23 protein-coding genes and 2 pseudogenes are annotated in these 24,727 nt (G+C 38.0%); 17 read left to right on the forward strand and 8 right to left on the reverse strand.

The window, feature by feature from the left end:
• The 3 genes and pseudogenes from JOD18_RS15855 to JOD18_RS15865 form a co-directional block, all read left to right on the forward strand.
• Positions 1 to 209, forward strand: a pseudogene (locus tag JOD18_RS15855) (ISLre2 family transposase); the annotation flags it as partial.
• A gap of 536 nt (positions 210 to 745) precedes the next feature.
• Positions 746 to 1,900: a tryptophan synthase subunit beta gene (gene trpB / locus JOD18_RS15860; RefSeq protein ID WP_204670110.1), complete on the forward strand. Its 1,155-nt coding sequence runs from the start codon at positions 746 to 748 to the stop codon at positions 1,898 to 1,900.
• Between the two features lie 12 nt (positions 1,901 to 1,912).
• A complete protein-coding gene (locus JOD18_RS15865; protein ID WP_204670111.1) occupies positions 1,913 to 2,128 on the forward strand; it encodes a YdbC family protein in 216 nt (71 codons plus the stop codon).
• A 50-nt stretch (positions 2,129 to 2,178) separates the two neighbouring features.
• Here the strand turns inward: JOD18_RS15865 and rpoD are convergent, their stop codons facing one another.
• The 4 genes from rpoD to JOD18_RS15885 form a co-directional block, all read right to left on the reverse strand.
• Complete coding sequence (rpoD, locus tag JOD18_RS15870; protein ID WP_204670112.1) at positions 2,179 to 3,294, reverse strand: RNA polymerase sigma factor RpoD; 1,116 nt, start codon at positions 3,292 to 3,294, stop codon at positions 2,179 to 2,181.
• Positions 3,295 to 3,327: 33 nt separating this feature from the next.
• Positions 3,328 to 3,906 (reverse strand): hypothetical protein, encoded by a 579-nt coding sequence (locus JOD18_RS15875; protein ID WP_204670113.1) that lies wholly within the window; start codon positions 3,904 to 3,906, stop codon positions 3,328 to 3,330.
• A gap of 652 nt (positions 3,907 to 4,558) precedes the next feature.
• Positions 4,559 to 5,491 (reverse strand): homoserine O-acetyltransferase MetA, encoded by a 933-nt coding sequence (gene metA, locus JOD18_RS15880; protein WP_204670114.1) that lies wholly within the window; start codon positions 5,489 to 5,491, stop codon positions 4,559 to 4,561.
• Between the two features lie 264 nt (positions 5,492 to 5,755).
• Positions 5,756 to 6,385 (reverse strand): TetR/AcrR family transcriptional regulator, encoded by a 630-nt coding sequence (locus JOD18_RS15885; RefSeq protein ID WP_204670115.1) that lies wholly within the window; start codon positions 6,383 to 6,385, stop codon positions 5,756 to 5,758.
• A gap of 787 nt (positions 6,386 to 7,172) precedes the next feature.
• Between JOD18_RS15885 and JOD18_RS25120 the strand changes: the two are divergent.
• Positions 7,173 to 7,375, forward strand: a pseudogene (locus JOD18_RS25120) (BCCT family transporter); the annotation flags it as partial.
• A gap of 398 nt (positions 7,376 to 7,773) precedes the next feature.
• Here JOD18_RS25120 and JOD18_RS15895 read toward each other — a convergent pair.
• On the reverse strand, positions 7,774 to 8,109 hold the full coding sequence (locus JOD18_RS15895) for a thioredoxin family protein (RefSeq protein ID WP_204670116.1): 336 nt from the start codon (positions 8,107 to 8,109) through the stop codon (positions 7,774 to 7,776).
• A 415-nt stretch (positions 8,110 to 8,524) separates the two neighbouring features.
• Between JOD18_RS15895 and JOD18_RS15900 the strand changes: the two genes are divergently transcribed.
• The 12 genes from JOD18_RS15900 to JOD18_RS15955 all read left to right on the forward strand — a co-directional run bounded on the left by JOD18_RS15900 (position 8,525) and on the right by JOD18_RS15955 (position 18,513).
• Positions 8,525 to 8,848 carry an ArsR/SmtB family transcription factor gene (locus JOD18_RS15900; protein ID WP_239588173.1) on the forward strand — a complete coding sequence of 108 codons (324 nt, stop codon included), beginning with the start codon at positions 8,525 to 8,527 and terminating at the stop codon, positions 8,846 to 8,848.
• A 556-nt stretch (positions 8,849 to 9,404) separates the two neighbouring features.
• Positions 9,405 to 9,677 carry a metal-sensitive transcriptional regulator gene (locus JOD18_RS15905; protein WP_204670118.1) on the forward strand — a complete coding sequence of 91 codons (273 nt, stop codon included), beginning with the start codon at positions 9,405 to 9,407 and terminating at the stop codon, positions 9,675 to 9,677.
• A 149-nt stretch (positions 9,678 to 9,826) separates the two neighbouring features.
• Positions 9,827 to 10,033 carry a copper chaperone CopZ gene (gene copZ, locus JOD18_RS15910; RefSeq protein WP_204670119.1) on the forward strand — a complete coding sequence of 69 codons (207 nt, stop codon included), beginning with the start codon at positions 9,827 to 9,829 and terminating at the stop codon, positions 10,031 to 10,033.
• 83 nt (positions 10,034 to 10,116) lie between these two features.
• Positions 10,117 to 12,543, forward strand: coding sequence for a heavy metal translocating P-type ATPase (locus tag JOD18_RS15915; protein WP_204670120.1), 2,427 nt, complete (start codon positions 10,117 to 10,119; stop codon positions 12,541 to 12,543).
• A 3-nt stretch (positions 12,544 to 12,546) separates the two neighbouring features.
• The gene (locus JOD18_RS15920) at positions 12,547 to 12,699 is read left to right on the forward strand and encodes a hypothetical protein (RefSeq protein WP_204670121.1); all 153 of its coding nucleotides are present in this window, start codon (positions 12,547 to 12,549) and stop codon (positions 12,697 to 12,699) included.
• A gap of 3 nt (positions 12,700 to 12,702) precedes the next feature.
• Entirely contained in the window at positions 12,703 to 13,374 is a 672-nt protein-coding gene (locus JOD18_RS15925) for a hypothetical protein (protein ID WP_204670122.1), read from the forward strand.
• A gap of 25 nt (positions 13,375 to 13,399) precedes the next feature.
• Positions 13,400 to 13,690 (forward strand): glutaredoxin family protein, encoded by a 291-nt coding sequence (locus tag JOD18_RS15930; RefSeq protein ID WP_204670123.1) that lies wholly within the window; start codon positions 13,400 to 13,402, stop codon positions 13,688 to 13,690.
• Between the two features lie 32 nt (positions 13,691 to 13,722).
• A complete protein-coding gene (locus tag JOD18_RS15935) occupies positions 13,723 to 14,001 on the forward strand; it encodes a hypothetical protein (protein WP_204670124.1) in 279 nt (92 codons plus the stop codon).
• A 732-nt stretch (positions 14,002 to 14,733) separates the two neighbouring features.
• Positions 14,734 to 15,081 (forward strand): dihydrofolate reductase family protein, encoded by a 348-nt coding sequence (locus tag JOD18_RS15940; RefSeq protein ID WP_204670125.1) that lies wholly within the window; start codon positions 14,734 to 14,736, stop codon positions 15,079 to 15,081.
• 52 nt (positions 15,082 to 15,133) lie between these two features.
• Positions 15,134 to 16,351 (forward strand): EAL domain-containing protein, encoded by a 1,218-nt coding sequence (locus JOD18_RS15945; RefSeq protein WP_204670126.1) that lies wholly within the window; start codon positions 15,134 to 15,136, stop codon positions 16,349 to 16,351.
• Positions 16,352 to 16,770: 419 nt separating this feature from the next.
• A complete protein-coding gene (locus JOD18_RS15950) occupies positions 16,771 to 17,838 on the forward strand; it encodes an ABC transporter permease (protein WP_204670127.1) in 1,068 nt (355 codons plus the stop codon).
• Between the two features lie 6 nt (positions 17,839 to 17,844).
• A complete protein-coding gene (locus tag JOD18_RS15955) occupies positions 17,845 to 18,513 on the forward strand; it encodes an ABC transporter ATP-binding protein (RefSeq protein WP_204670128.1) in 669 nt (222 codons plus the stop codon).
• A gap of 183 nt (positions 18,514 to 18,696) precedes the next feature.
• Here JOD18_RS15955 and JOD18_RS15960 read toward each other — a convergent pair whose 3' ends face one another.
• The 3 genes from JOD18_RS15960 to JOD18_RS15970 all read right to left on the reverse strand — a co-directional run bounded on the left by JOD18_RS15960 (position 18,697) and on the right by JOD18_RS15970 (position 23,984).
• Positions 18,697 to 20,820, reverse strand: coding sequence for a methyl-accepting chemotaxis protein (locus JOD18_RS15960; RefSeq protein ID WP_204670129.1), 2,124 nt, complete (start codon positions 20,818 to 20,820; stop codon positions 18,697 to 18,699).
• A gap of 335 nt (positions 20,821 to 21,155) precedes the next feature.
• A complete protein-coding gene (locus tag JOD18_RS15965; protein ID WP_204670130.1) occupies positions 21,156 to 21,857 on the reverse strand; it encodes a DsbA family oxidoreductase in 702 nt (233 codons plus the stop codon).
• Between the two features lie 144 nt (positions 21,858 to 22,001).
• Entirely contained in the window at positions 22,002 to 23,984 is a 1,983-nt protein-coding gene (locus JOD18_RS15970) for a BCCT family transporter (RefSeq protein WP_204670131.1), read from the reverse strand.
• 349 nt (positions 23,985 to 24,333) lie between these two features.
• Here JOD18_RS15970 and JOD18_RS15975 point away from each other — a divergent pair, with 349 nt between their 5' ends.
• Complete coding sequence (locus JOD18_RS15975) at positions 24,334 to 24,726, forward strand: GntR family transcriptional regulator (protein ID WP_204670132.1); 393 nt, start codon at positions 24,334 to 24,336, stop codon at positions 24,724 to 24,726.
• Position 24,727 lies beyond the last annotated feature (1 nt).

Below are 24,727 nucleotides of genomic sequence, written 5' to 3' on the forward strand. Positions count from 1 at the left end.
AGCAAGGCATACGAAATCAAACCTTACGACAAGCTTATTTGGCGAACCAGCAACGAAGCACAAGAAAACAAAGAGACGTGAAAAAGGGAATCCGAGTGGCTGCCCTACTGCGTCAGCCGACCAAAGCTTCCATAGGTGCTAAACAAGGCAGAATACCTCTGTATGGGGCGCATTCATCCGCTATGGGTCAGCTAGTTAAAAGTTTTTAAATCATAGCCTTGGTGGTGCGTGATGGTTCTGGAACGGTAGAACCGTCACGCACCACCAAGGGGAACAAGCGATAGCGCGTTAGTCTAGGCAAGTGTACATTTTGATAAGACCTGAAATATTGGTGGGAAAACTATGTCGAGAAAAACTTGACACATACAAACAGTTAGTTAAAATTGAAAATACTAATGAATTCTCTTAAAATAAATATATTAAAGTGCGTGTTCAAAAAGGTCGATAAAAAGGACTATCCTCGGTTAAGTTCGCAACATCGTGTTGCAACACCGATACTAGCACGTCGTGCGCGTCGAAAGTTCAAGGCGGCGCAGCTTTGAGCAAACGATCTTGCACGCAGAAAAAGCGACCTTCTTTTTCAAGGAGATGGTCTTGCACGACGGAAAAGTGATTTTCTTTTCCAAGGAACGGAGTGTATGCTTTTAATACGTGAGTAGCGGAAAAGCAAGCCGACGCAGAAATTTGCCGTGTCATTTTTATTGGGCTTTTTAAACAACCTATTAAAGTAAAAGGGGAGACGTCTATGTCAGAGCAAGGCTTATTTGGTCCTTTTGGAGGAAGTTATGTACCTGAAGATTTACAGAAAGTGTTGGATTTATTAGCCAATGAATTTGTAAAGGCGAAAGAAGATCCGGCTTTTTTACAAGAGTACAAGGATATTTTACGAGAATTTGTCGGAAGAGAAAATCCACTTACATATGCAAAAAATCTTACAGAGAAGTGTGGTGGTGCCAAAATATACTTAAAGCGTGAAGATTTAAACCACACTGGGGCCCATAAAATTAATAATGCAGTTGGTCAAATCCTCTTAGCGAAACGAATGGGAGCCAAGCGGGTCATTGCCGAAACAGGGGCAGGTCAGCATGGGGTAGCAACAGCAACGGTTTGTGCGATGCTCGGAATAGATTGTGTCATCTATATGGGGAAACATGATATTAGCCGTCAGGCGCTCAATGTGTTTCGGATGGAACTGTTAGGAGCAACCGTGAAAAGTGTAGCTGCAGGTCAAGGTCGTCTGAAAGATGCCGTCGATGCAGCATTAGCGGATCTTATTGAAAACTATCAAACGACTTTCTATTTGCTGGGATCTGCAGTAGGACCACATCCGTTTCCATCCATGGTGAAATTCTTTCAATCGATTATTAGCGAGGAATCGAAACAGCAAATTCTGGAGCGTGAGGGGAAATTACCAACTGCTGTAGTCGCTTGTGCCGGTGGAGGCAGTAATGCTATTGGTTCATTTGCTCACTATATCGATGAAAAACAAGTCAGGTTGATTGGTGTGGAACCGGCAGAAGCACCCACATTAACAAAAGGTGTACCAGCCGTTATTCACGGATTTAAATGTTTAACACTGCTTGATGAAGATGGTAATCCGAGTCCAACTTACTCGATTGCGGCAGGTTTAGACTACCCTGGAATTGGACCGGAACACAGTTACCTTAAGGAGACAGGCCGTGCAGAGTATGTTACAGTATCTGGTGAGGAGGCCTTGACCGCTTTTAAATTGCTTTCTGAGACGGAAGGAATTATCCCAGCCTTAGAAAGTGCCCATGCGATTTCTTATGCTTGTAAACTAGCCAAAGAGTTAGACAAGCAAGATGTGATTATTGTTAATTTATCAGGACGTGGAGATAAAGATGTGCAGCAAGTATTTGAAATGGAACAGTCGAATTAAAGGAGGAGCAGTATGGCAGGGATAAAATATGAAATTATTAAACATGTAGCAGTGCTATCCGAAACGAGTTCCGGCTGGAAAAAGGAAGTCAATCTGATCAGCTGGAACGATCGGGAACCGAAATATGATATCCGCGATTGGTCGCCAGATCATGAGAAAATGGGAAAAGGGGTTACCTTATCACCAGAAGAATGGAATGCCCTTCAAGCTCATTTTCGCGAGGAATAAATAAGAACCCGACTATATAGTCGGGTTCTTGTCTTGATATGGAAGTTACGTTAATCAAGAAAATCCTTTAGTTGTTTACTGCGGTGTGGTTGGCGTAGTTTACGTAATGCTCTTGCTTCAATTTGACGAATACGTTCTCTAGTTACATCAAATAAATGACCAAGCTCTTCCAGCGTTCTAATTCTGCCATCATCCAAGCCAAACCGGAAACGGAGAATAATTTCTTCTCGGTCGGTGAGGGTATCCAGTATGTCTTCTAACTGTTCTTTTAACAGTTCATGAGCTGTGTGATCAGCAGGTGACCTGGCCTCCTGATCCTCGATAAAATCCCCTAAATGTGAACTTTCTTCCTCACCAACAGGTGTTTCTAAAGAGAGCGGCTCTTGAGCGATTTTTAGTATTTCACGTACTTTATCTGGATCTAATTCCATTTCTCTTCCAATTTCTTCTGGTGTTGGTTCACGTCCTAAGTCCTGTAAAAATAAACGTTGAACACGAGTTAATTTATTAATCGTTTCAACCATATGCACTGGAATGCGAATCGTTCGTGCCTGATCAGCAATCGCCCGGGTAATTGCCTGTCTGATCCACCATGTTGCATAGGTACTGAATTTAAAGCCTTTTCGGTAGTCAAATTTTTCAACAGCTCTGAACAATCCCATATTTCCTTCTTGAATTAAATCCAAGAAAGGCATACCTCGTCCTGTGTAATGTTTGGCGATACTAACTACGAGACGAAGGTTTGCCTCCACTAATTTTCTTTTTGCCTCCATGTCGCCCGTTTCGATACGAGAAGCTACTTCTACTTCTTCTGCCGTAGATAGTAAATTCACTTTGCCAATTTCTCTTAAATACATATGGACAGGGTCATTGATGTTAATCCCTAAAGGGGTATGATGATCCGCTAGATGGATTTCCTCTTCATCCGCTGTTTGCTTTATATTGGTATCATTCTCAGTCTCAACCGCCACATCAATACCTTGCTCTTTCAAAAAGGTATAAAAATCATCTATTTGTTCAAGTTCTATACCAAAATGAAGTAAAACGTTAGCTACTTCTTCATTATCCAGTACACCACGTTTTTTACTCATTTCCATTAATTTTTCTTTCGTCTCTTCCAACATTCGTTCAGATCCTTGTTTATGTGAAGATGTTTGTCTGACCATGAGACCCCCTCCAGTCCACACTTGTTGTTTTTATCACCTTATAGTCGTTCTGCCATGATAGACATGGATATACTTCACCTTTCCATTACGAATAAAAACAAAAATACCATTATATTTATCTGTATTTTCCAACTGAAAGAAAAGACCAGAAATATCTTTTTTTCTAGTGGATTTATGACTGAGGATATATGGAACCTTTCCGTTACCCTGTTTCACTAAATACGCTTCTCTTCCATTTTTATACATTCCATTTTCAAAAGGATTGTACAGGCGGTGGTTAATTAGAACTAGCACGATATTTGGTACATTTTTTAAAATATAATTGTATTTATCAAAGCAGAAAATCCTTTTCCAGAAAGGCAGTGCTAACATATCTTTTTGCTGTGCTCCAGACATCATTATTTCTTTCACTTGCTTGCTTTGTGCCAAGGTTACTAGTTGTTTGATTGCATGCTGCTCATTTTTCGTTCTCTTCAGAGTGAATGTTAGGGCACCTAAACTTTTACTTAACTTTCTGCTCTCCGCAATATTTAACAAATGAAGCATAGTGTATCTATTAGCTGGAGAATAAAAGAATAGCACTTCAAATGTGTACCCATTTCTTTTTGCCATTAGGGCACCTCTTAATAGAACACGACGGCTGTAAGTCCTATCTTCCAAACATATTAATGTATGATTTCTTGTTTTTATTGTCATCTTGTCTCCTTTAACTGTCTATTCTTATATAGATTACAAAAAAGCGGAATAGTATCATAAAATAGATTCCACATTCTTTAGGCAGTTAAGGATATACGTTTTTCCCCTTGTTCTAAAGACAAAAACGTATATCCTTAACTTAGAATAGGAACAAAATTGGGACCCGAATCTGAGTCTGGCATTTTCTTCACTTCCTTTATTATTATTTTTGGTCAGCTGTTATGTTTATCGATACATAACTAGGATATATCTACAGTGATTCCTCTGGATGGATGAGCTGAGCCAATTTTATGGTCTCATCAGGGCTAAACAAAATAGATACAAGTTGTTTCTCCATATCATAAAAAAAATAATTCACAATTCCCATCTAAATATCGAAACAATAGTAAAGTATCTCCAAGTAATGTTTCTATCGGATACACAAAGCTAATTCAAGTACCTCTGTTTTGTGGATAATAGATAATCACTCCTTCTTAATATTAGACTGAACGTTCGTTCTAAAATAATTCAAAAAAATAAATAGCACGTTAACTAAATAAGGTGGCTATAAATTTTTTTCTCTCTATTCCTATTTCTGTTTTGTTTCTAATTCATCTCCCCATATATAAGGTGTTTCTTGATACACATAATAATTTAACCAATTAGAGAAGAGGAGACTGCAGTGACTTTTCCATAGATGCTTTGGTTGCTTGTTAGGATCGTCATTTGGATAATAATTTTCTGGAATGGCTGTCTTCACACCACGAGCATGATCTCTTTCATATTCCTCTTTTAGTGTATCTGCTGTATATTCTAAGTGCCCTGTTGCCATAATATGTTTTCCATCTTTTGAAGCAAGCAAGAATACTCCGGCTTTTTCTGAAACGGCTATGATTTGCAATTTCGGATGATTGACGATTTCCTCCAAAGCAATATCGGTATAGCGAGAATGTGGAGCCAAAAATAGCTCATCAAAGCCTCTCACTAAGCGTTCATTTGGTGTAAGCACTTGATGTTCAAAAATTCCAAAACATTTTTTCGAAAGTACCTGTTTATCAATGCCATAATGATGATAAAGTGCTGCCTGTGCTCCCCAGCAAATATGGAGGGTAGATGTTACATGATGATTAGTCCAATCCATAATCGTCTGCAGCTCTTCCCAATAATCTACATCTGTAAATGAAAGGTGTTCAACAGGAGAGCCTGTAATAATCATTCCATCAAATGTTTTATCACGCACTTGCTCAAATGTTTTGTAAAATGTATCTAGATGATGCTTACTTGTATGCTTAGATTCACGAGAAGCCATTCGTAAAAAAGAAATCCGGACTTGTAATGGAGTATTTCCTAGATATCGCAATAATTGTGTTTCTGTTTTTTGTTTTTCTGGCATTAAATTGAGGATAAGAATGCTTAAGGGACGTATTTCCTGTGCCTCAGCTCTTTCTTCATCCATCACAAAGATGTTTTCCTGTTCTAAAATTTGCTTCGCAGGTAGTTCTTTTGGAATCTTAATTGGCATCTTATAACCTCCCTTTTGTAAATATCCTGTTACATTTCGATTCTATCTCTGATACCCCGCCTTGTAAGTACTAAACATAGTTCTCCAAATCATTTTTACTGAACGTTCGTTCTAAAATATTATCATAGAGTTTTTGGCCAGTCAATATAGTTAGTCTTTTTTACGTTGAATTGCCTCTTGCTATGGATCTGGGCTTTTACAGCAAGGAAGCAGCATTTATGCTAACATAGTTCTGCAATCTTACATACCGCTTGTTTATATCAGCTAGCTTTCGCTTGGATGGCCGCTTGTATGAAGCGAATCAGCAGACGCGATACCGTATAGAAAACTGTCGATTGCTTTTGCATAAAGATCAAGTGTTTCTTTCATGTTTAAATCCCTGCACGTATTATTCAATCCATATAATAAGGTATCGAAGATTTTGGCTAATAAGAGCGAGTCGTCGGGCTTTAATTCGCCTGACTGCATCCCTTCTGATAACAGCTTTTGGCTATAAGATATGCGAGTGTTAATAGTTTTATAGAGCTGATTCTGTATTAAGGAATTTGATTTTTCATGACTGAAAAATTCATCCGCAACATTAGTTAAGGGGTGGTTGTAATCATTGATAACAAAATGTTTGGCAATAGCGTGCAATTGTTCGGCAGTAGTGGAATATTGCTTTTTTTGGTCTTCCCATTGTTCCATCCATTCCTGTTCCCATTCATCTAGTACATGGATAAAGAGTCCTTCTTTGCTGTCAAAATGATAGTATATATTTCCCTTACTTATTCCTGTAGCTTCGGAAATGTTCTCCATCGATGTGGAGGCATATCCCTTCTGAATAAACAACTGTTTTGCTGCTTCGGTAATCTTTTTTTTAGTTAACATACTTTTAGTTTCTTTCTTATTCAAAAAGTTCACTCCTGATTGTTTATTATCTATGTTGCTGCGTTACAGCTGAAAACATATCTGCTATGTTTATGTTTCAGCGATTTTTCCATTAATTACTGACTTGTTGTTCTAAATCTATCATAATACAGGCATGTAAACAAGTAACCGATTGGCGAGAAATTAAAAGCATCCTTTTCAGCGCTTTTACGGATTAGGCATGATGCTTCTTTTATTAATATTATTCTTCATACTAGCAAATTGCACTGATATAAGATGTGGCGATAAGGAATCTAAAAACAAGAGCAATTGGATAAATTTGTGTTCTTAACCAATAGGAATGCTTCTTTCTAAACTTGGTAGGTTCACAGCTTGAAATTAGTGTTTGCTTTCGTTTTCCATCATAAACAAGAGATAAAATATAACATTAATGCCAGCGCAGCGGCTGCAATATCGCTACTCTTTCTTTTTTTGCTTTTTCTAAACAAGCTATCTAAGTTTTATCAAGCAAAGGTAAACAACATTATCCAAAGCAGCCCGTAAAATATATTTCGGCAGTGTTACTTGTGCCGTATTATGGGTATGTTAAAATGGAAAACATGTTCGTCAATTAGGAACAAGGAGTATGGAATTTTTCCATGAATCGAAACAACAAGAAATTTTCTTATTTACTTATGCGTCAATAATCGTCGGAGCACTAGTTCTTTTAGGCGCCGTGTTTCCAGAGTAATTTGGCCAAACTGCTGGTGCTATTGGCGCAAGATTACAGAAACTTTCGGCTGGTACTATCTGACGATTTTTACTGTGATTTTTTTTCTTTATATTTTTGGGTATTAGTCCGATTGGAACACTCAAGCTGGGTAAGTCAAAGGATAAACCAGAGTTTAATGTATATGGCATTGTAGCACTTGCCTTAGCCTATTCACAGTTTAGGAAAGTGAGGTTGGGTTAATTTCTAGGACATTGCGGCCTGTTTTGGGGAATGCTGTAGATGGACCCATTAGCAGGTTTATTACTTGCTGCTGTATTAATTCTGGGGCCGAAGTTACTTATCCTTAATATGGTTACAAGTGCGACTGGGGATTACTTAACCACATTTTTATATACGTCTTCTATAAAGATGCCAATAAGGAACGAAAGTTATTAGGCTTGACACTTACACCGAATAAAGAAGGAGAAGAGTAAAGGTAAACTGGACGTTACAAATAATTATTGAAGTTATTCACTCTTTGTTCGAGCGATCCAGGATATTAGGCTTTAAAAAATGAAAAGTTAAACAAGTATATTTATAATCATACACTTCATTTGAGCGGTAATCACCGACAAATGGCGTTTTTTGAGTTCAAGTAACAAACTAAATGAAAAATTATTAGAAACATATGAATCAATTATCAAAGCTAGAGGTGGTAAATCTAGTGAGTATACATATCATAAATCCGATCTAATTTATCCTTGAGTAACTCAAAGCGAACAAAACGATCTTCCCGAATATACTCTTTATCCTTTATCATTAAAATCATGATAGGTGCTGTAAAGATGGAAAATTTCTCTGCAATTTCCTTTACTTCAGTAATCTCAATATGACCTAAAGAAATGAGGGGGTAATCGTCTAATAACTCTCTTAATTTGGGTAATATAGCATGACAGGTACTACAATTCGGTGTGGATACATATAGAAAACTTAACTCATTTTTATCAAGAAAATCTTCTACCATGTTTAATGTTGTCAGCTCCGTTATCTTTTTCATCGCACTTCTCCTTGCTTGAATAGTATTTCGACTGATCCCTAGGCTTTAGTATATCTTTCCCTGTCAGATATTTAATGTGCTCTTGAGTTTATACATTAATTGGTAAGGGTGAGAGGGAATTAAATTTAAAGAAAACTGGATTATGTCATCAATAAATAATCAACTTTTTTCGTTAACAGATATTACAAGTATTTTTAGCTTAATGATAAAATTGCATAAAATCAAGTGTTAATATAAGAGCATCTCCATGAACATGTTTGACAAATGAAGTTGGTAATTATATCATCTGTATAATTAATTAGTTATCTAGCTTAATATCATAATCAGTCCTATATTTTGTTGCAAGATAAATGTGTATATGATAACGTATTCATATAAAGTTAGATAAATATACATGAGGGAGGTAGAGAAAACATTGGAAGAATTTGAAGTAGATAAACTTCCTTCAGAGGAAATTGATGAGGAAACATTATTTATCGTCACACAAACATTCAAAGCACTGGGCGATCCAACTAGAGTCAGAATTCTTCATTTACTTTTTAAAAAAGAATGCTCTGTAAATGAGATTGCAGAAACATTGGATATCCGGCAATCAACGGTTTCTCATCAATTACGCTTTTTAAAGAATTTACGGCTGGTAAAATATCGTCGTGCAGGAACAACGCTTTACTATTCCCATGATGATGAACATGTGATGCAGATTTTGGAACAAATGATACATCATGCTTGCCATAGTTAACTTGATTGAACTTCTTGATTTTTTTAGAGGTTGTTCAAAAAGCCCAATAAAAATGACGCGGCGAATTTCTTCGTTGACTTGCTTTTGCGCTACTCACGTATTAAAAAGCATACGTTCTGTTCCTTGGAAAAGAAAATCATTTTTCCGGCGTGCAAGACCATCTCCTTGAAAAAGAAGGTCGCTTTTTCTGCGTGCAAGATCGTTTGCTCAAAGCTGCGTCGCCTTGAACTTTCGACGCACACGCGTGCTAGTATCGGTGTTGCAACACGATGTTGCGAACTTAACCGATGATGTTCCTTTTTACCGGACTTTTTGAACATGTATTTATAGAATGAAGAACTAAAGGTCTGAAAACTTCAATGTAGTGTTGGAGTTTTTGGATTTTTTATGTTGGATATTATCTAAAAAATGAATAGAAGGCAGTATTTTTCAGATACTATCTGGTGTATATAAACATATTATGAAACGAATTTTACATACCTTATAGGGGTATAGTATAGTGTGATTAAGAACCAATGAATTTGAACGAATCCATGGATAAGAGAGGAGAATAGATATGGGTAAGACAGCTGAACAAATGAAACCAATCGAGCAGAAGAACGTGTGTTGCGCGGAAGAAGGAGAACAGTCCATCACACATATATCAGATGAGCTTCAACGAAATGTAATGAATCGGATGAGCCGGATTGAAGGACAGGTTAAAGGTGTTAAACGAATGATTGACCGAAATGTATATTGTGATGATATTTTAACACAAATATCAGCGGCACAACCTGCATTGCATTCTGTTTCACGATTGCCTCTGGAAAGCCATTCAACACATGTGTGATTGAAAGATTAGAGAATAAAAATCCAGAAATTGTCACAGAGTTTATGACAACCATCTCAAAAATAATAAAATAAAAATTTTTCACTTGACAATACCTACCTGGGGTATGGTAATATAAAGGTGAATTAAAAATGTAGGAGGTAATTGACATGGAACATATAACACTTCATGTGCAAGGAATGTCTTGTGGACATTGCGTTAATTCAATCGAGGGCAATGTAGGAAAATTAGATGGAGTTGAATCTGTCAAAGTACATTTAGCAGATGGAAAAGTAGATGTAACCTTCCATTCAGACAAAATAAATGTAAAAGTAATTACAGAAGTGATTGAAGAACAAGGTTATGATGTTGCTTAAAATGAGCGGTCGTGCTTCAGCAGCACGATCTCTCTTTTAATAATTCAAATACCCTGTATGGGTATGTTGTGAGGTGAAAAGTAATGGGAGCGCAAAAGGAAGTAAGCTTACAAATTCAAGGGATGACATGTGCGGCATGTGCCAATAGAATTGAAAAAGGCCTCAGTAAGATAGAAGGCGTGGAAAATGCAAATGTCAACTTTACAATTGAAAAAACAAAGGTAGTTTATGATCCTGAAAAAACAAGTGTACAGGATTTTGAAGATAAAATTGAGAAATTAGGTTATCATGTTGCACACGATAAACAAATATTTGATATTTCGGGTATGACATGTGCAGCATGTGCCAATAAAATTGAAAAACGATTAAATAAAATGGAAGGTGTTTCTAGTGCTTCTGTTAACTTTGCTTTAGAAAACGTAGCAGTAGATTACGATCAAGGCCAAGTTACTGTCAACGATATGATCGAAGCAGTAAAGAAGTTAGGATATAGTCTAAAAATACAAGCATCAAAAGAAGAAACAGCAAATAATAAAGAGGAAGAAATACAACATCAAACAGGGAAATTTATCTTTTCTGCCATTTTAACCTTACCGTTATTGTGGACGATGGTGACACACTTTGAGTTTACATCGTTTATCTATTCCCCGGATATGTTAATGAATCCTTGGGTACAATTAGCATTAGCTGCACCTGTACAATTTATCGTGGGTGCGCAATTTTATAAATCTGCTTACAAAGCCTTGAAAAATGGCAGTGCTAATATGGATGTCCTTGTCGCATTAGGTACATCGGTTGCTTTCTTCTACAGTGTTTTCCTTGGTTACGAGTGGCAAGTACAAGGTCAAGCAGGTATGCCGGAACTTTATTTTGAAGCTGCGGCCGTTATTATCACGTTAATTCTTCTTGGGAAGCTATTTGAAGTTCGTGCCAAAGGAAGAACAGGTCAGGCGATACAGAAGCTGCTTGGCATGCAGGCGAAAACCGCCCGTGTGATACGAAATGGAGAGGAACAAGAAATTGCAATAGAGGAAGTCATTGTTGGAGATACCGTTATGGTACGTCCTGGCGAAAAAATTCCTGTAGATGGTCAAATCATTAAAGGTGAATCAGCAGTGGATGAATCGATGATTACTGGCGAAAGCATCCCTGTTGATAAGAAAACAGGCGATGTAGCTATTGGTTCAACAATTAATAAAAATGGATTATTAACGATTGAAGCTACGAAGGTCGGTAAGGATACAGCTCTTTCTCAAATTGTGAAGGTGGTCGAGGAAGCACAGGGAAGTAAAGCCGATATTCAGCGTGTTGCTGACCGTGTATCTGGGATCTTTGTTCCGATTGTTGTAGGAATTGCGATTGTGACTTCTCTTGTATGGTATTTCTTTGTAGCACCTGGTGATTTACGCTCTGCCTTAGTCCCTGCGATTACGGTATTGGTTATTGCCTGCCCTTGTGCACTTGGTTTAGCAACACCGACATCGGTTATGGCTGGATCAGGCCGAGCAGCAGAATTAGGAGTTTTGTTTAAAGGTGGAGAGTATTTAGAAAATACACGTAATCTGAACACGATTGTTTTAGATAAAACAGGAACGGTAACCAAAGGAGAACCTGAATTAACAGATGTTCTCCCAGAGCAAGGTTTTTCAGAAGAAGAAGTACTTGCTTTAGTAGCTTCTGCTGAAAATAATTCTGAACACCCACTTGCAGAAGCGATTGTAAGAGGTGCAAAAGCAAAGGGTGTGCAAATGACAGAAACAGATTCTTTTGAGGCAATACCTGGATATGGTATCCAAGCTTCTGTAGATGGAAAAATGATTTTTGTCGGTACAAGGAAACTAATGAAGAGAGAAAATATTGATGTCTCTTTTGTAGAAGATAATATGGCTAAGCTTGAATCAGATGGAAAAACTGCCATGTTAATTGGTTTGGAAAATCAATTAGCTGGCGTCATTGCAGTAGCAGATACAGTAAAAGAGACTTCCAAAGCAGCTATTCAGAGAATGCATGAGCAAGGCTTAGAAGTCATTATGTTGACGGGTGATAATCAGCGGACTGCCAATGCCATCGGAAAACAGGTCGGAATTGACCGTGTGATTGCAGAAGTGGTTCCAGAGCAAAAAGCAGATGAGATTAAAAACCTTCAATTAGAAGGCAAGAAAGTAGCGATGGTGGGTGACGGCGTTAATGACGCACCAGCATTAGCTGTAGCAGATATTGGAATGGCGATTGGTACAGGAACAGATGTAGCGATTGAAGCAGCAGATATTACTCTTATGCGCGGCGATTTGAACAGTGTGGCAGACAGTGTTCAAATTAGTGAAAAAACAATGCGTAATATAAAGCAAAACCTGTTCTTTGCCTTCTTCTATAACACTGCTTCCATCCCAATTGCAGCAGTTGGATTGCTTGCTCCGTGGATTGCTGGAGCGGCGATGGCCTTCAGTTCCGTGTCCGTAGTATTAAACGCATTACGATTACAACGCTTGAAGCTAAAAGGAGGCCAGTAAGATATGTCGATTAAAAAATGGGTTGTCTCAGGTATTCTTTATGTAGTTGTGGTTTTTGCAGGTTATAGTTTGATTACTGGAAATAATCCTTTTCAAAGTGGCGAGTTAGAACAGCATGATCAGCATAGTAATTCAGAAATTCAAATGGAGGGATAAACAATGAGACATCACGATCACCATCATCATGAGCACGCAGTGGAATCAGAGATAAAAGTAGGTGTAACCTATCATGATGGAAAAATAGCCATTGCATTAGAAGGTAAGAAAGGTACAGCACCGGAACTTGTTTTAGCACATGAAAAAGAAATGCATTTTATTATGGTTTCTAATGATTTAGAGGCGTATTATCATTTACACCCTGAGAAGGAACAAGATGGTCTCTATACCATTAATCAGCCTTTAAATGATGGCACCTATCAAGCTTTTGTAGATACTACACCGAAGGATAAGGCGTATCAAGTAGCTCCTAACACTGTTCAGGTTGGAGCAAAGAAAACAGATAAAGCTGACTTGAATCATGACGATCATTGGACCAAAGAAGTGGACGGAAAGACGGTTACTTTAGAGGATGTTAAAGCAGTGGCTGGTGAAGCAGTCCCTTTAGTTTTTGATATGCACGGAGAAAAACCTGAACATCACCTTGGGGCTTTAGGTCATGTAGTCATTGTTGATGAAGGAGTAGAGCAGTATATTCATGTTCATCCGGATGCAGACAATACAACCAGCTTTCATGCTCATTTTCCAAAGCCGGGAATGTATAAAATATGGGCAGAATTTCAATTTGCTGATGCGGTATACACCTACTCATTTATCATAGAAGTCAGTGAATAAATAGTGGAAGGAGGTGAGTTGAGAGATGTCCATGTATCAACTGGAAATCTATACAAGACCGACTTGCTCCGATTGCCAGGACTTGAAAAAATTCTTAGAAGAACATCAAATCCCGCATAAACAATATGACCTAGCAAAACAGCCTGGGAAAGAGAAAGAGTTAAAGAAGATAACAGGAAACCGAATGGTTCCCGGCATCGTTTTTTCTCAATCCTCTATGTTAGGTTTAAAGAAGAAAGTGAAAAGCATGACAGGATTTGAGCAAAATAAAGAGGAAATTAAAGAGCTATTAGAGGTTGTGCAAAAAGTCCAATAAAAATGTCGCATCGAATATCGGAGCTGGCGGTAGTGGAACTTCTGCTAAAGGTCACCCAACGCAGAAGTCAACACATCCTGTGCAAGTCCACTACTCACGTATTAAAAGCATACGCTCCGTTCTTTGAAAAAGAAGATCGCTTTTCCTACGTGCAAGATAGTTTCCTTGAAAAAGAAAGTCACTTTTTCTGCGTGCAAGACCATCTCCTTGAAAAAGAAGGTCGCTTTTTCTGCGTGCAAGACCATCTCCTTGAAAAAGAAGGTCGCTTTTTCTGCGTGCAAGACCATCTGCTCAAAGCTACGCCGCCTTGAACTTTCGACGCACACGACGTGCTGTTGCAACACGACGTTGCGAAATTAACCGATGATGATCCTTTGTATCGAACTTATTGAACACGCACTTATAGAAGTTAGCGCTAATAGGAATAAACAGATTCCATAAAGAAATGTACTGCATATTTCTTTGTGGAATTTAATGCTTGTATAACCAATTATGTTTATTAATATAAATCCCCTCCAGCAGGCATTCTTCTGGTCTGGGATTGTGGCTTTTATTGGAGCAGTTTTAGCTCTGTTGTTTGTCTGTTCAAAAAATCAGAGACTTCTTATGGAAAGAACCCCGTTAAAAGATGAAAGTAACTTAGATTATGATTGAACTGACAGGAATTTGCCGAATGAAAGCTTGTGTTAAATGAAAATTAACCGGTAAAGTGAACATTCGTACTTTCTATTCGATAAAGTCTAATTCCAGTGTGAAATAATCGATTCGTAATTGCCACTATAGTACAATGTAATTGATGTAATCAATAATCAAAGTATTAAATGGAAAGACAACCACAGAAGACGTGATTACTCATTATAAGTCACCAGAGTTAGACGAAAACGCCCCACTTGTTCCTGAAGGGAATTAGGTGGCTGACTCCAATGCGCCTATGTATTATTTATCGATAGATCCACGGGGAGAATTAGCCTTTGAAGGAGATACCTTTGGCTATGGCGGGGTGCCTTCTCACAATGTAGAAGTATTAACGGAACAAGCAGCCAATGTTTATAAAGATTTTCTCAGAAAGAAAAAAAGTATCCTATATTATTGCTGGAAAAGATCAAATTGATTATGAAATAATGCTGGATAAATTCTATCACCTTTTTAAGATCAAGCGCATGATGGTTGGGGGCGGTGGAACCATTAATTGGTCTTTTATTCAAAATGGACTAGTCGATGAAGTTAGTGTCATTTTAGCTCCTATTGCAAATGGCGACTCAGATGGCCGCCGTTTCTTTGTCACAAAAGAATCGTATTCCAGCATTAAAGAGACAGCTTTTCAATTGAAATCGGTTGAGGAATTAGAACATGGTACATTACGGATTCGTTATACTGTAAAAAAGAAGTAAAACACAATGCAGAAAATATCATCTACCATTTTTTGTTAAAAGGGGGAGTCAAATGGATCCATTAGATATAGTGATGCATGGAGATAGGATAGAACCGCACTTTCAGGCAATTTTTAGTGCGGATAGTCATGAAATTCTTGGATATGAGGTATTAGGTAAGCTGCAAGATCGTGGTCAATTGGTCAGTCTCGGTTCTTTTTTCCACGATTTAAGTGTCCCAGATGATTTTAAGATAGAGATAGATTTACAGATTCAAAGGCTGGCCATAGATTATTATTTGGAACAGCAAATGGATCAACATCTTTTTTTGAATGTGGGCGCTAATTATTTTGCAGCGGATACGGATGACCGTCTCTTAAATCAACTGTTGGAATATCAGGAAAAAGGCTTAGATTTGTCTAAGATAGTCATTGAGATTATGGGACATGAAGCGTCTAATAATACAGATTCACTATCCCATACACTGAAGTATCTGCAGACTTTTGGCGTGAAAGTGGTCATTGATGAATTAGGTACAGGAATCAGTAATGTAGAAGAAATTATGCTGTTAGAACCCGATATATTAAAGGTGGATTTAGAGGCACTTCAAAGTGAGTCCACATCCACCAATTTTAATGGAATGATCCATTATTTATCGATGCTAGCCCATAAACTTGGTGCTGAACTACTTTTTAATGGGATTACCTCTAACTATCAGTTTCATTATGCATGGAGGCATAATGGCAGATACTACCAAGGGGATTTGCTTTCAGAGGTAAGTCCTGTCTTTTTAGAGAAAGGAATGTTAAAAGACCGTTTCCGCCACGATATTCAGCAATTTATTGAAATTGAGCGGAATAAAGTACAGGCGAAGTTTAAACTTACTCATCGACTGAATGAGCAAGTAAGTGACAACTGGAAAGAGATAAAGAAGAATAAGCCCCTGGATGAGCAAATAGACAGCCTGGCAAAGACCATGGGAGATATCTTTTTTAGAATGTATGTCACAGATGAAGATGGATTCCAGCAGACGGTCAACGTGGTTCATGAGAAAACAGACTGGAGCTGGGACACATCGGCCAAAGGGAAGAACTGGAGTTGGCGTCCCTATTTTATTGAAAATGTTATCCGCATGAAACAGGAACAGATCGGTATCTTATCTGATCTATATAATGATATTGATACTGGTGAGCGGATTCGAACGTTCTCTTATCCATTAGATGAGCATTACTATCTATTTATGGATATTTCGCCGATGTATCTGGATGCCAACGAAGATTTGCTTTGGTAAACATACTTAGTCAAGCTCTATTTGTACAGCCTTTGCCAGATTGGAACAACCATTCTGATAAACATAGTTCTCTCATTAACAACCGATTTAGAATAGAACTTTGCTGCAGAAGACCAGCAAGTTGGGAGTCTATTGGCTTATAGAATCCCCTTATGATTAGAGATTATGGCCTCTAATCATAAGGTTTTTTTATGATGTTTTATCAAACTATTGGAAAAGGTCTTCTATTATTTTGCATAAAAACTAGGGAAAAGGATAGATGGTTAGGAATGAAAGGCCACTGGGCTATATTCTTCATGGCATAAAGTTTTGGGAGGCTGAATAAGGTTAGGATATCGTATAATAATGGAGAGAAATGCTTTGCTATTTTGAGGCTGCAGGCAGATTATAAGAGGTAATTAAATAAAGGAAGTGGAGCGATGTTTTTAGCTTGGAATGAAATAAAAAATAACAAGCTGCGTTTTATATTAGTGATAGGTGTATTGATGCTTGTTTCCTATTTGGTCTTTTTTTTATCAGGGCTGGCCAATGGACTGGAACAGCTAAATCGCGAAGCGGTGGATAAGTGGGAAGCTGATGGAATAATTTTAACAGAAGAATCGGATCTGCGTTTGCCGCAATCGCTGCTGGCAGAGGATGATTTTGCTGGGGAAGGAGCGGCAGATTATACAGCCTTAGCCCAGCTAAGTGCCATTGCTAATAATGGTGATCAAAAGGCAAACGTCTTTATTTTTGCAGTAAATGATGAATCCTTTATCATGCCAAATGTTACCGAAGGGGAAGTGTTTACAGAACTAGGCGAAGTGATTGCAGATGATACCCTGAAGGAGGAAGGATTTGCTCTTGGAGATGAGCTGACGCTATCTTCCACAGAGGAAACAGTGCAAATTGTAGGTTTTACTGATAAGGCCCGCTTTCATGCAGCACCGGTTTTGTTCACCGGTTTTGATACATTAGATCTCTTACGATATGGAGAAGGAACAGGAGGAGAAAGTGAAGCTGTCAATGCCTTCGTTATCCGGGGTGATCACTTAGATCAGATTCAGGTAGATGATGAATTGCAAGTGGTCAGCACAAACACATTTATCGAAAATTTGCCCGGCTATACCGAACAAAACCTCACTTTAACCTTGATGATTTACTTTCTGTTTGTGATATCTGCTGTTGTTTTGGCTATATTCCTCTATGTCTTGACTATTCAAAAAGTAAGTATGTTTGGTGTGATGAAAGCGCAAGGAGTTTCCTCGTCTTATCTTGCGTGCTCAGTTATTGCTCAGACATTTCTGCTTTCTTTAGCAGGTGTGCTCATTGGATTTATCTTAACGATGATAACGAGTATTTTTTTGCCAACTAGTGTTCCGATAGCTTTCCAATATATTGAGATGCTGATCTATGGAGTTATTTTAATGGCGGTGTCGATGATGGGGGCATTTATTTCGGTACAGACGATTGTACGCATTGATCCATTAAAGGCAATAGGAGGCTGAAGCAGCATGGCTATTTTAGAATTAAACAAGGTGCGGAAAACGTTTGGCGCAGGTCGAACCCAAGTAGAGGCGATGAAACAAACGAATTTTAGGGCGGAAAAAGGGGAACTAATTGCTATTATTGGCCCATCCGGATCGGGAAAGAGCACCTTCCTGACAATTGCCGGAGGATTACAAACCCCGACAGAAGGGGAAGTAGTGATTAATGGTGCACCAATGACCCGCTTAAAAGAAAAAAAACGAGCTAAATTACGATTAAAGGAAGTAGGCTTTGTATTACAAGCCTCCAATTTGGTTCCTTTTCTGAATATCCAGCAGCAGATGCAGTTATTAGATAAGGTGAAGAAAGACAATATGAAGCAAGAGGAGGCACAGCAGCTATATCAATCATTAGGGATTGAACATTTGCTGGGGCATTTTCCTAAAGATTTATCAGGCGGAGAACGACAGCGAGTAGCAATTGCCAAGGCGTTATATACGAATCCAAGCGTTATATTGGCCGATGAACCGACCGCTTCGCTTGATTCAGATCGTGCCTTTGAAGTAATGGATATGATCAAGGGAATTACAAAAGAAAAACAAACAGCAACGATTGTAGTAACACATGATACTCGTTTAATTGATGATTGTGATAAAGTGTATCAGATCACAGATGGAGAGATGACTCATCAATAATGAAAAATATAACATATAGAAAGACTCCCATCCTTTAGCTGTAGTGTAAACGATCCGCAAAATCGGCTGTCTCAGATAGAATAGCAGATTTTACGGCCGCTAACACCCGGATAGTCACTAAACCTTATCAAAAAACGAATTCTGATAGAAGTAGTACTAAATTGGGAGTCTTGTTTAGTATGGTTACAACTTAAATTGTTTCATCATTTCTTGTAATTCTTCTGATAAGTGTTTCAGTTCATCCGAAGTAGTAACTAAGGATTCGCTTACTCGTAACTGTTCTTCGGTTGTAGCAGATACTTCTTCACTAATAGCAGACGATTCTTCTGCTGTTGCACTTACTTGATGAATCGTAGCCGTTAGTATTTCTTGGGAATCTCTTAGTTGTTCAACAGAAGTTGTAACCTGCTGGATTTTTCCAGCAAAGGTTCCCATATTCTCCCCTACATCATTTAAAATAGCTTGTGTATCTTCTGCTTGGGTGACTTGTGCAATAAAGCGAGGTGTGGCTTCCTCCAGCACAAGCAAGGTGTCATTAATTTCATTGACAATCCCTGTTGTAATTTCTTCTACTTTGTCAATGGAGTCTTTCGATTGCGTGGAAAGCTTTCGGATTTCATCCGCAACAACAGCAAAACCTTTACCTGCTTCCCCGGCACGTGCTGCTTCAATAGCCGCATTTAAGGATAAGAGATTGGTTTGCTGGGCAATGCCGGTCAGCATTTCGACTACTTGATAGATATGTTCCGTACTTTCCTTTAATGTATCCACTTTACGAGCTAATTGTCCAGTCATGCTTTCACTGTCTTTCGTTTGCACCACTAATGCATCCAGTTTCTCTAGCCCTTCATGGCTATGCTCTAATACTTCGATTGCCTGCTTCTCCATATCTAGGTTATTTTGATAAACTTTTTTGGTTTCTTCATCAATGCTGGCTGCAAGGGTATTGCCACGTTCTGCTTCATCTGTTAGACCTGTGGCACCGCTGGCAATTTCTTCAGAAGCAAGTGCCACTTCTTTTGCAGCTTGTGATTGGGTAGTAGAAATCGATGTCAATTCGGTGGCTGCCTTCCATACTTTATTGGCAGATGTCTTTGTCTGTTCCATCATTACCGCTATATTTTGCAGCATAATATTAAAGCTGGCTGAAAGTTCCCCAATTTCATCTTTTCGTTTCGACTCATCAGATCGTACTGCTAAATCGCCGTCTTTTGCTAATGCCATTAGATTAGACATATTAATAATTGGTTTTGCGATATTGTTGACAATTTTTTTCGCAATAAATATGGAAATAAGAAAAGATAAGATAACAATACCGACCGTTATGTAAAAAATAAATGCAGTATCCTTCGTTAATTCGGCTTCGGAAACATCAGCTACGACATACCATTCGGTTGTTTCTGACGGCTTGAAGAATACGAGTTGTCCTTGTGATTCCATTGTATTTGCTTCTGTATCATGTGGAATTTGATAAGGAAAAGGCTTGGTAATTTCTTCTGAATTAAAAGAAAAAACGATTTCATTATTCTGATCGACTATACTAATGCGGCCATTATCACCAAAACTGATATCTTTAAAGGCATGGGCAAATACATCTGTCTGCATCTCGACGATTAAGATATAACTGCCGCCCCCAACCTTTAAATTTTGGCCAAAGGCAACCGTTGGTTCATCCTTGCGATTAGAAATCCCTTGTTCCATTCCTCCAAACCATACGGTTCCCTGCTCCATATCAGGCGTATTTTGATACCAGTCAGAAGAAAAAATATCGTCTTCTGTAGCAGTTTCCGTTGCAGAGATTAACTGTTCCTTATCTATATTTAATAAGTAGAGGTTAACATTGCTATCAATCATAGTAATCTGAGTGAGAGCGTCATCAATTGTTGACTTCAAGGAATAATACTCAAAATTATTGGTATCATCAAACGTATTCATTTGTGTCAGTGTGCTGCTGAAATTATCTGTCATCAATATTTCGGTTACACGATCTTTGTATTGCTGCATGACATAATCAAGTTTGTCTCCAGATTGAATGATTGTTTGTTCCTGAGCTTCTGTTACCTTATCTTTAATAATATTGTTGGAAATAAAGTAGGAAGCGACTCCAACGGCTATAACACTTACCAGCACCGTAGATAAGATGCTTACGAGAATTTTTGTACTTAGAGAGCGGCTTTTGGAAACGCTTGAATTTAGCGTTACAGCAGATTTCCTTTTAGTTCGTTTGATACCGCCTCTCCATTTTTGTCTAAGATGATCGAATTTTTGTTTGGATTGCTGCAGTAAAGAGTGTATTCTTTTTTTCATTGTACTAGTTTTATCCTCCTATGTTTTCATATAAATAACCCAAAATACCTAAAAATAGTTCTATTTCATTATATTATGGTACATAAGACTTTACAACTGAAAAATAAAAATAGTTCTAAATATCCAATTGATAGGAAGGAAATTACTGTTCATTCAAAATTGAAATTATCAGGTTCAGAAGAATAGAGGAAAGTGAGCAGGAGAAGGGTATAGACGAGACTGGATAGCGAAAAAATAGGAGGTTGACCCATCTATGGATCTTCCTCCCATTCTTTTTCGACAAATTTTCACACAAAGCCTTATTTCTTTTGGATAAAATTCAGAACAATATTATTTTAGTTGCAAGAATCACCATCACAAAAGGCACCTGGTTTTGCATCAAGCGGCTTAAGTGTTTGCTGTTCAGCTTCCGCCACTTTCTCGATGGCCTGCATAAAGGTTTCAACAGATTGAGCCCCTGAAATGGCATATTTATGATTAATCACAAAAAAAGGCACACCAGTAATGCCCAGTGACTGTGCTTCGGCTTGGTCTTGCCGAACTGCTTCTGCATAGCTTTCTTGCTGATCTATTATTTGTTTTACATCCTGTTGGTTAAATCCAAGCTCTTGGGTAATAGCAATCAATGTCTGTTTATCACTAACATCTTTAGATAATGTGAAGTAATGATATAGCACTGCCTCCACATATTCTTTACCTTTATTAATCGAAGCAGCGTATTTACTTAAACGATGAGCATGAAAGGTATTACCTTGTTTCATTGTGTCGAATTCAAATTTCAGTCCAACTGCAGCAGCTTGTTCCTTAATTTGTTGGGTGGTTTGTTTCGCTTGATTGATCGACATGTTATATTTTTCAGCTAATGATTCATAGATACTCTTTCCGTCATAATTCGGAGCCTGAGGATCTAGTTCAAAGCTTTTATAGGTTATAGTAATATCTAGTTCCTTTGGAAATCGTTCAATAGCTTGTTCCAAACGTCTCGTCCCAATATAACAAAAGGGACATACAAAGTCAGACCAAATTTCAATTTGCATAGGGAAACACCTCACTTAAGTTACATTCCTATTTTGCCATAAATAGTATAGTCAAGAAAGGAATTTGCCTGAGTGAGGTGTTCTGATAAGTCAGCTATTCGGAAAGAATAGAGGCCTATTGTTAAAGTGAAACAAGGTTAGGACTTATTTTGATTGGTTAGAAGAAGGTTTATCGTTATCGTCCGTTATGTCTTCGATGATTTGTTCTTTTAGTTCATTATAAATCTTGTCTTTAAAATCATCATATAATTCTTCTTTCATTTCATCATAAATTTCATCCTTAAAGTTTTCATAAAGTTCATCTTTCATTTCCTGATATAGATCATCTTTGAAGTCTTCACGTAAATTTTCGTTGAATTCATCCTTGAGGTCTTCAGTCAATTCATTCTTGAATTCTTCAGATAGTTCATCTTTCCATTCCTTAGAGAACTCATCTTTGACTTCGCTTTTTATTCCCTCAGATACTTCATCCTTCACATCTTCGGCAAGTTCATCTTTAAGGTTTTCGTTGAATTCATCTTTAAATTCTTCGGTAAATTCGCCCTTGAAATCTTTCACAAATTCATCCTTAAAGGAATTTTTCACCTTTTCTTCACGTCTCCGTCGATAGAGTCGCTGATCTAATTTCCAATCTTTACTTAACGTGATGACGACGGCAACAATCATCAAGATCATAATAATGGCAAATGGAAGTGCTGCAATTAAAGAAGCTGTTTGTAAGGCATCTAAGCCTCCTCCTCCGCTAAACAAAAGGACACTCGCTGTACCCGCAATTAAAAATCCCCAAATAAGTTTAATTGACATCTTTGGCTCTAGGTCACCCTTAGAAGTCATAGAGCCTAGTACATAAGCTGCAGAATCTGCAGATGTCACAAAGAAGATACAGATTAAAATAATCGCCAGTATATTGGTAATCATACTCAGTGGTAATTCAGCGAGTACAGTAAATAAAGCAAGTTCTACCTCTGAATTAACAAGCTGGGCGATACCGCCATTGCCGAATAATTCAATATTTAAACCCGTCCCGCCAAAAGTGGTAAACCAAATAACCGCCAGCAAGGAAGGAACTACTAATACACCAGCCATAAATTCTCGGATCGTACGTCCTTTGGAAATTCGGGCGATAAATAATCCCATAAAAGGTGCCCAAGCAATATGCCATGCCCAGAAGAAAATAGTATTGGTTCCTAACCATTCACTGTCAGAGAAAGGTGTCAATGTCAATGCCATTGGAATGACATTGGCTATATAGCCGCCTAAGGTAGTAACAAAACTCTCTGCAATAAATAGTGTTGGTCCTACAATAATGACAAACAGCAAAAGGCAAGCCGCCACAATCAGATTAATATTACTTAATACCTTTATCCCTTTGTCGATTCCGCGTGCAGCTGAAATCATAAACAATACCGTAATAATACTGATAATGATCAATTGCGTCCAAGGATTATTAGGAATAGGGGAAATATGGGAAAGTCCGCCAGATATCTGCATAGCACTTAACCCGAAAGTAGTAGCTACTCCAGTACATGTGGCAATTACTGCTAATGTATCAATTGTTTTTCCTGCCCAGCCATCCACTCTATTACCTAGTATAGGGTAGAAAGCTGAACTAATCAGCGCCGGCCGGTCTTTGCGGAATTGTACATAAGCCAAAGTCATTCCGACGATCCCAAAAATAGCCCAAGGGTGCATTGCCCAGTGATAAGAGCCATAACGTAAACCAGCAACAGCAGCTTCATGTGTTTCTGGTTCAAAGCCTTCTGGGGGATCCAGATAGTAAAGCATAGGCTCAGCCACTCCCCAGAATACAAACCCTACGCCAATACCAGCTGCAAACAACATCCCGATCCATGAGAACCATGAATATTCAGGCCTGTCATCGGGCTTTCCTAAACGAATTTTGCCATAAGGGCTCAAGGCGATCGCAATCGCAAAGAAGACAAACAGTGCCGTAATTAACATATAAAACCAGCCAAAATTGGTGATCATCCAATTAAGCCCGGATTGAGCTGCCTTATTTAAAGAACTTGGGGATAAGACACCCCATAGAACAAACATTGCCACTAATACAGCAGAAATAATAAATACAATGCCTGTCTTTCCAACTTTTTGATTATTTTCTCTCATATTTTTCTATGCCCTTTGATAAAAAGACATACGTCCCCCTTTCTTGTACACACAAAAAAATGTACGGTATGGAATATACCCTTATTTTATCCAAATAATCATAAAAATTTATGGTAAGTGATTTTTTTGGTAAAGGACGAATTTCGAAGCGTTAACAGCCATCTAGAATTTATCTTACGTGATGCAGTGAAGCGCGGTTGGTCGTTTGCCAATGAAACACAAAAGCTTTTGATTAAATGAACTTAATAATAATGATTCCTAATACAATGAAAAAAAACTTTGATATATGAGTAATATATGTTATATTACAAGTATAACATATATTGTGTAGAGAGGAGTGTGGATTCCTTTGATTATTCATCTAGACTTTGAGTCTAAAACACCAATTTATACACAGCTTACCGATCGCATTATTGCGGGTATTGCAAAGCAAGAGATTGTTCCAGGTGAACGATTACCATCTGTTCGTTCATTAGCAGCAGATATAGGAATCAATTTGCATACGGTGAACAAAGCGTATAAAGAGTTAGAACAAAAAGGATTTATTTTAAATCATCGTCAAAAAGGGGTTGTGGTTAATCCAGACGGAGTTCCAAAGGCAGATGTATCTTTTCAGAAAGAAATGAAAGAAATATTGCACCCTCTTATTGCAGAAGCCATTTGTCGAGATGTAAATAAAAAAGATTTTATGGAGCTTTGTGAAGAGATTTTTACTTCATATGTTCATAAGGAGGAAAGCTAAC

The organism is Gracilibacillus alcaliphilus (assembly GCF_016909015.1).
Taxonomy (GTDB): Bacteria; Bacillota; Bacilli; order Bacillales; family Amphibacillaceae; genus Gracilibacillus; species Gracilibacillus alcaliphilus.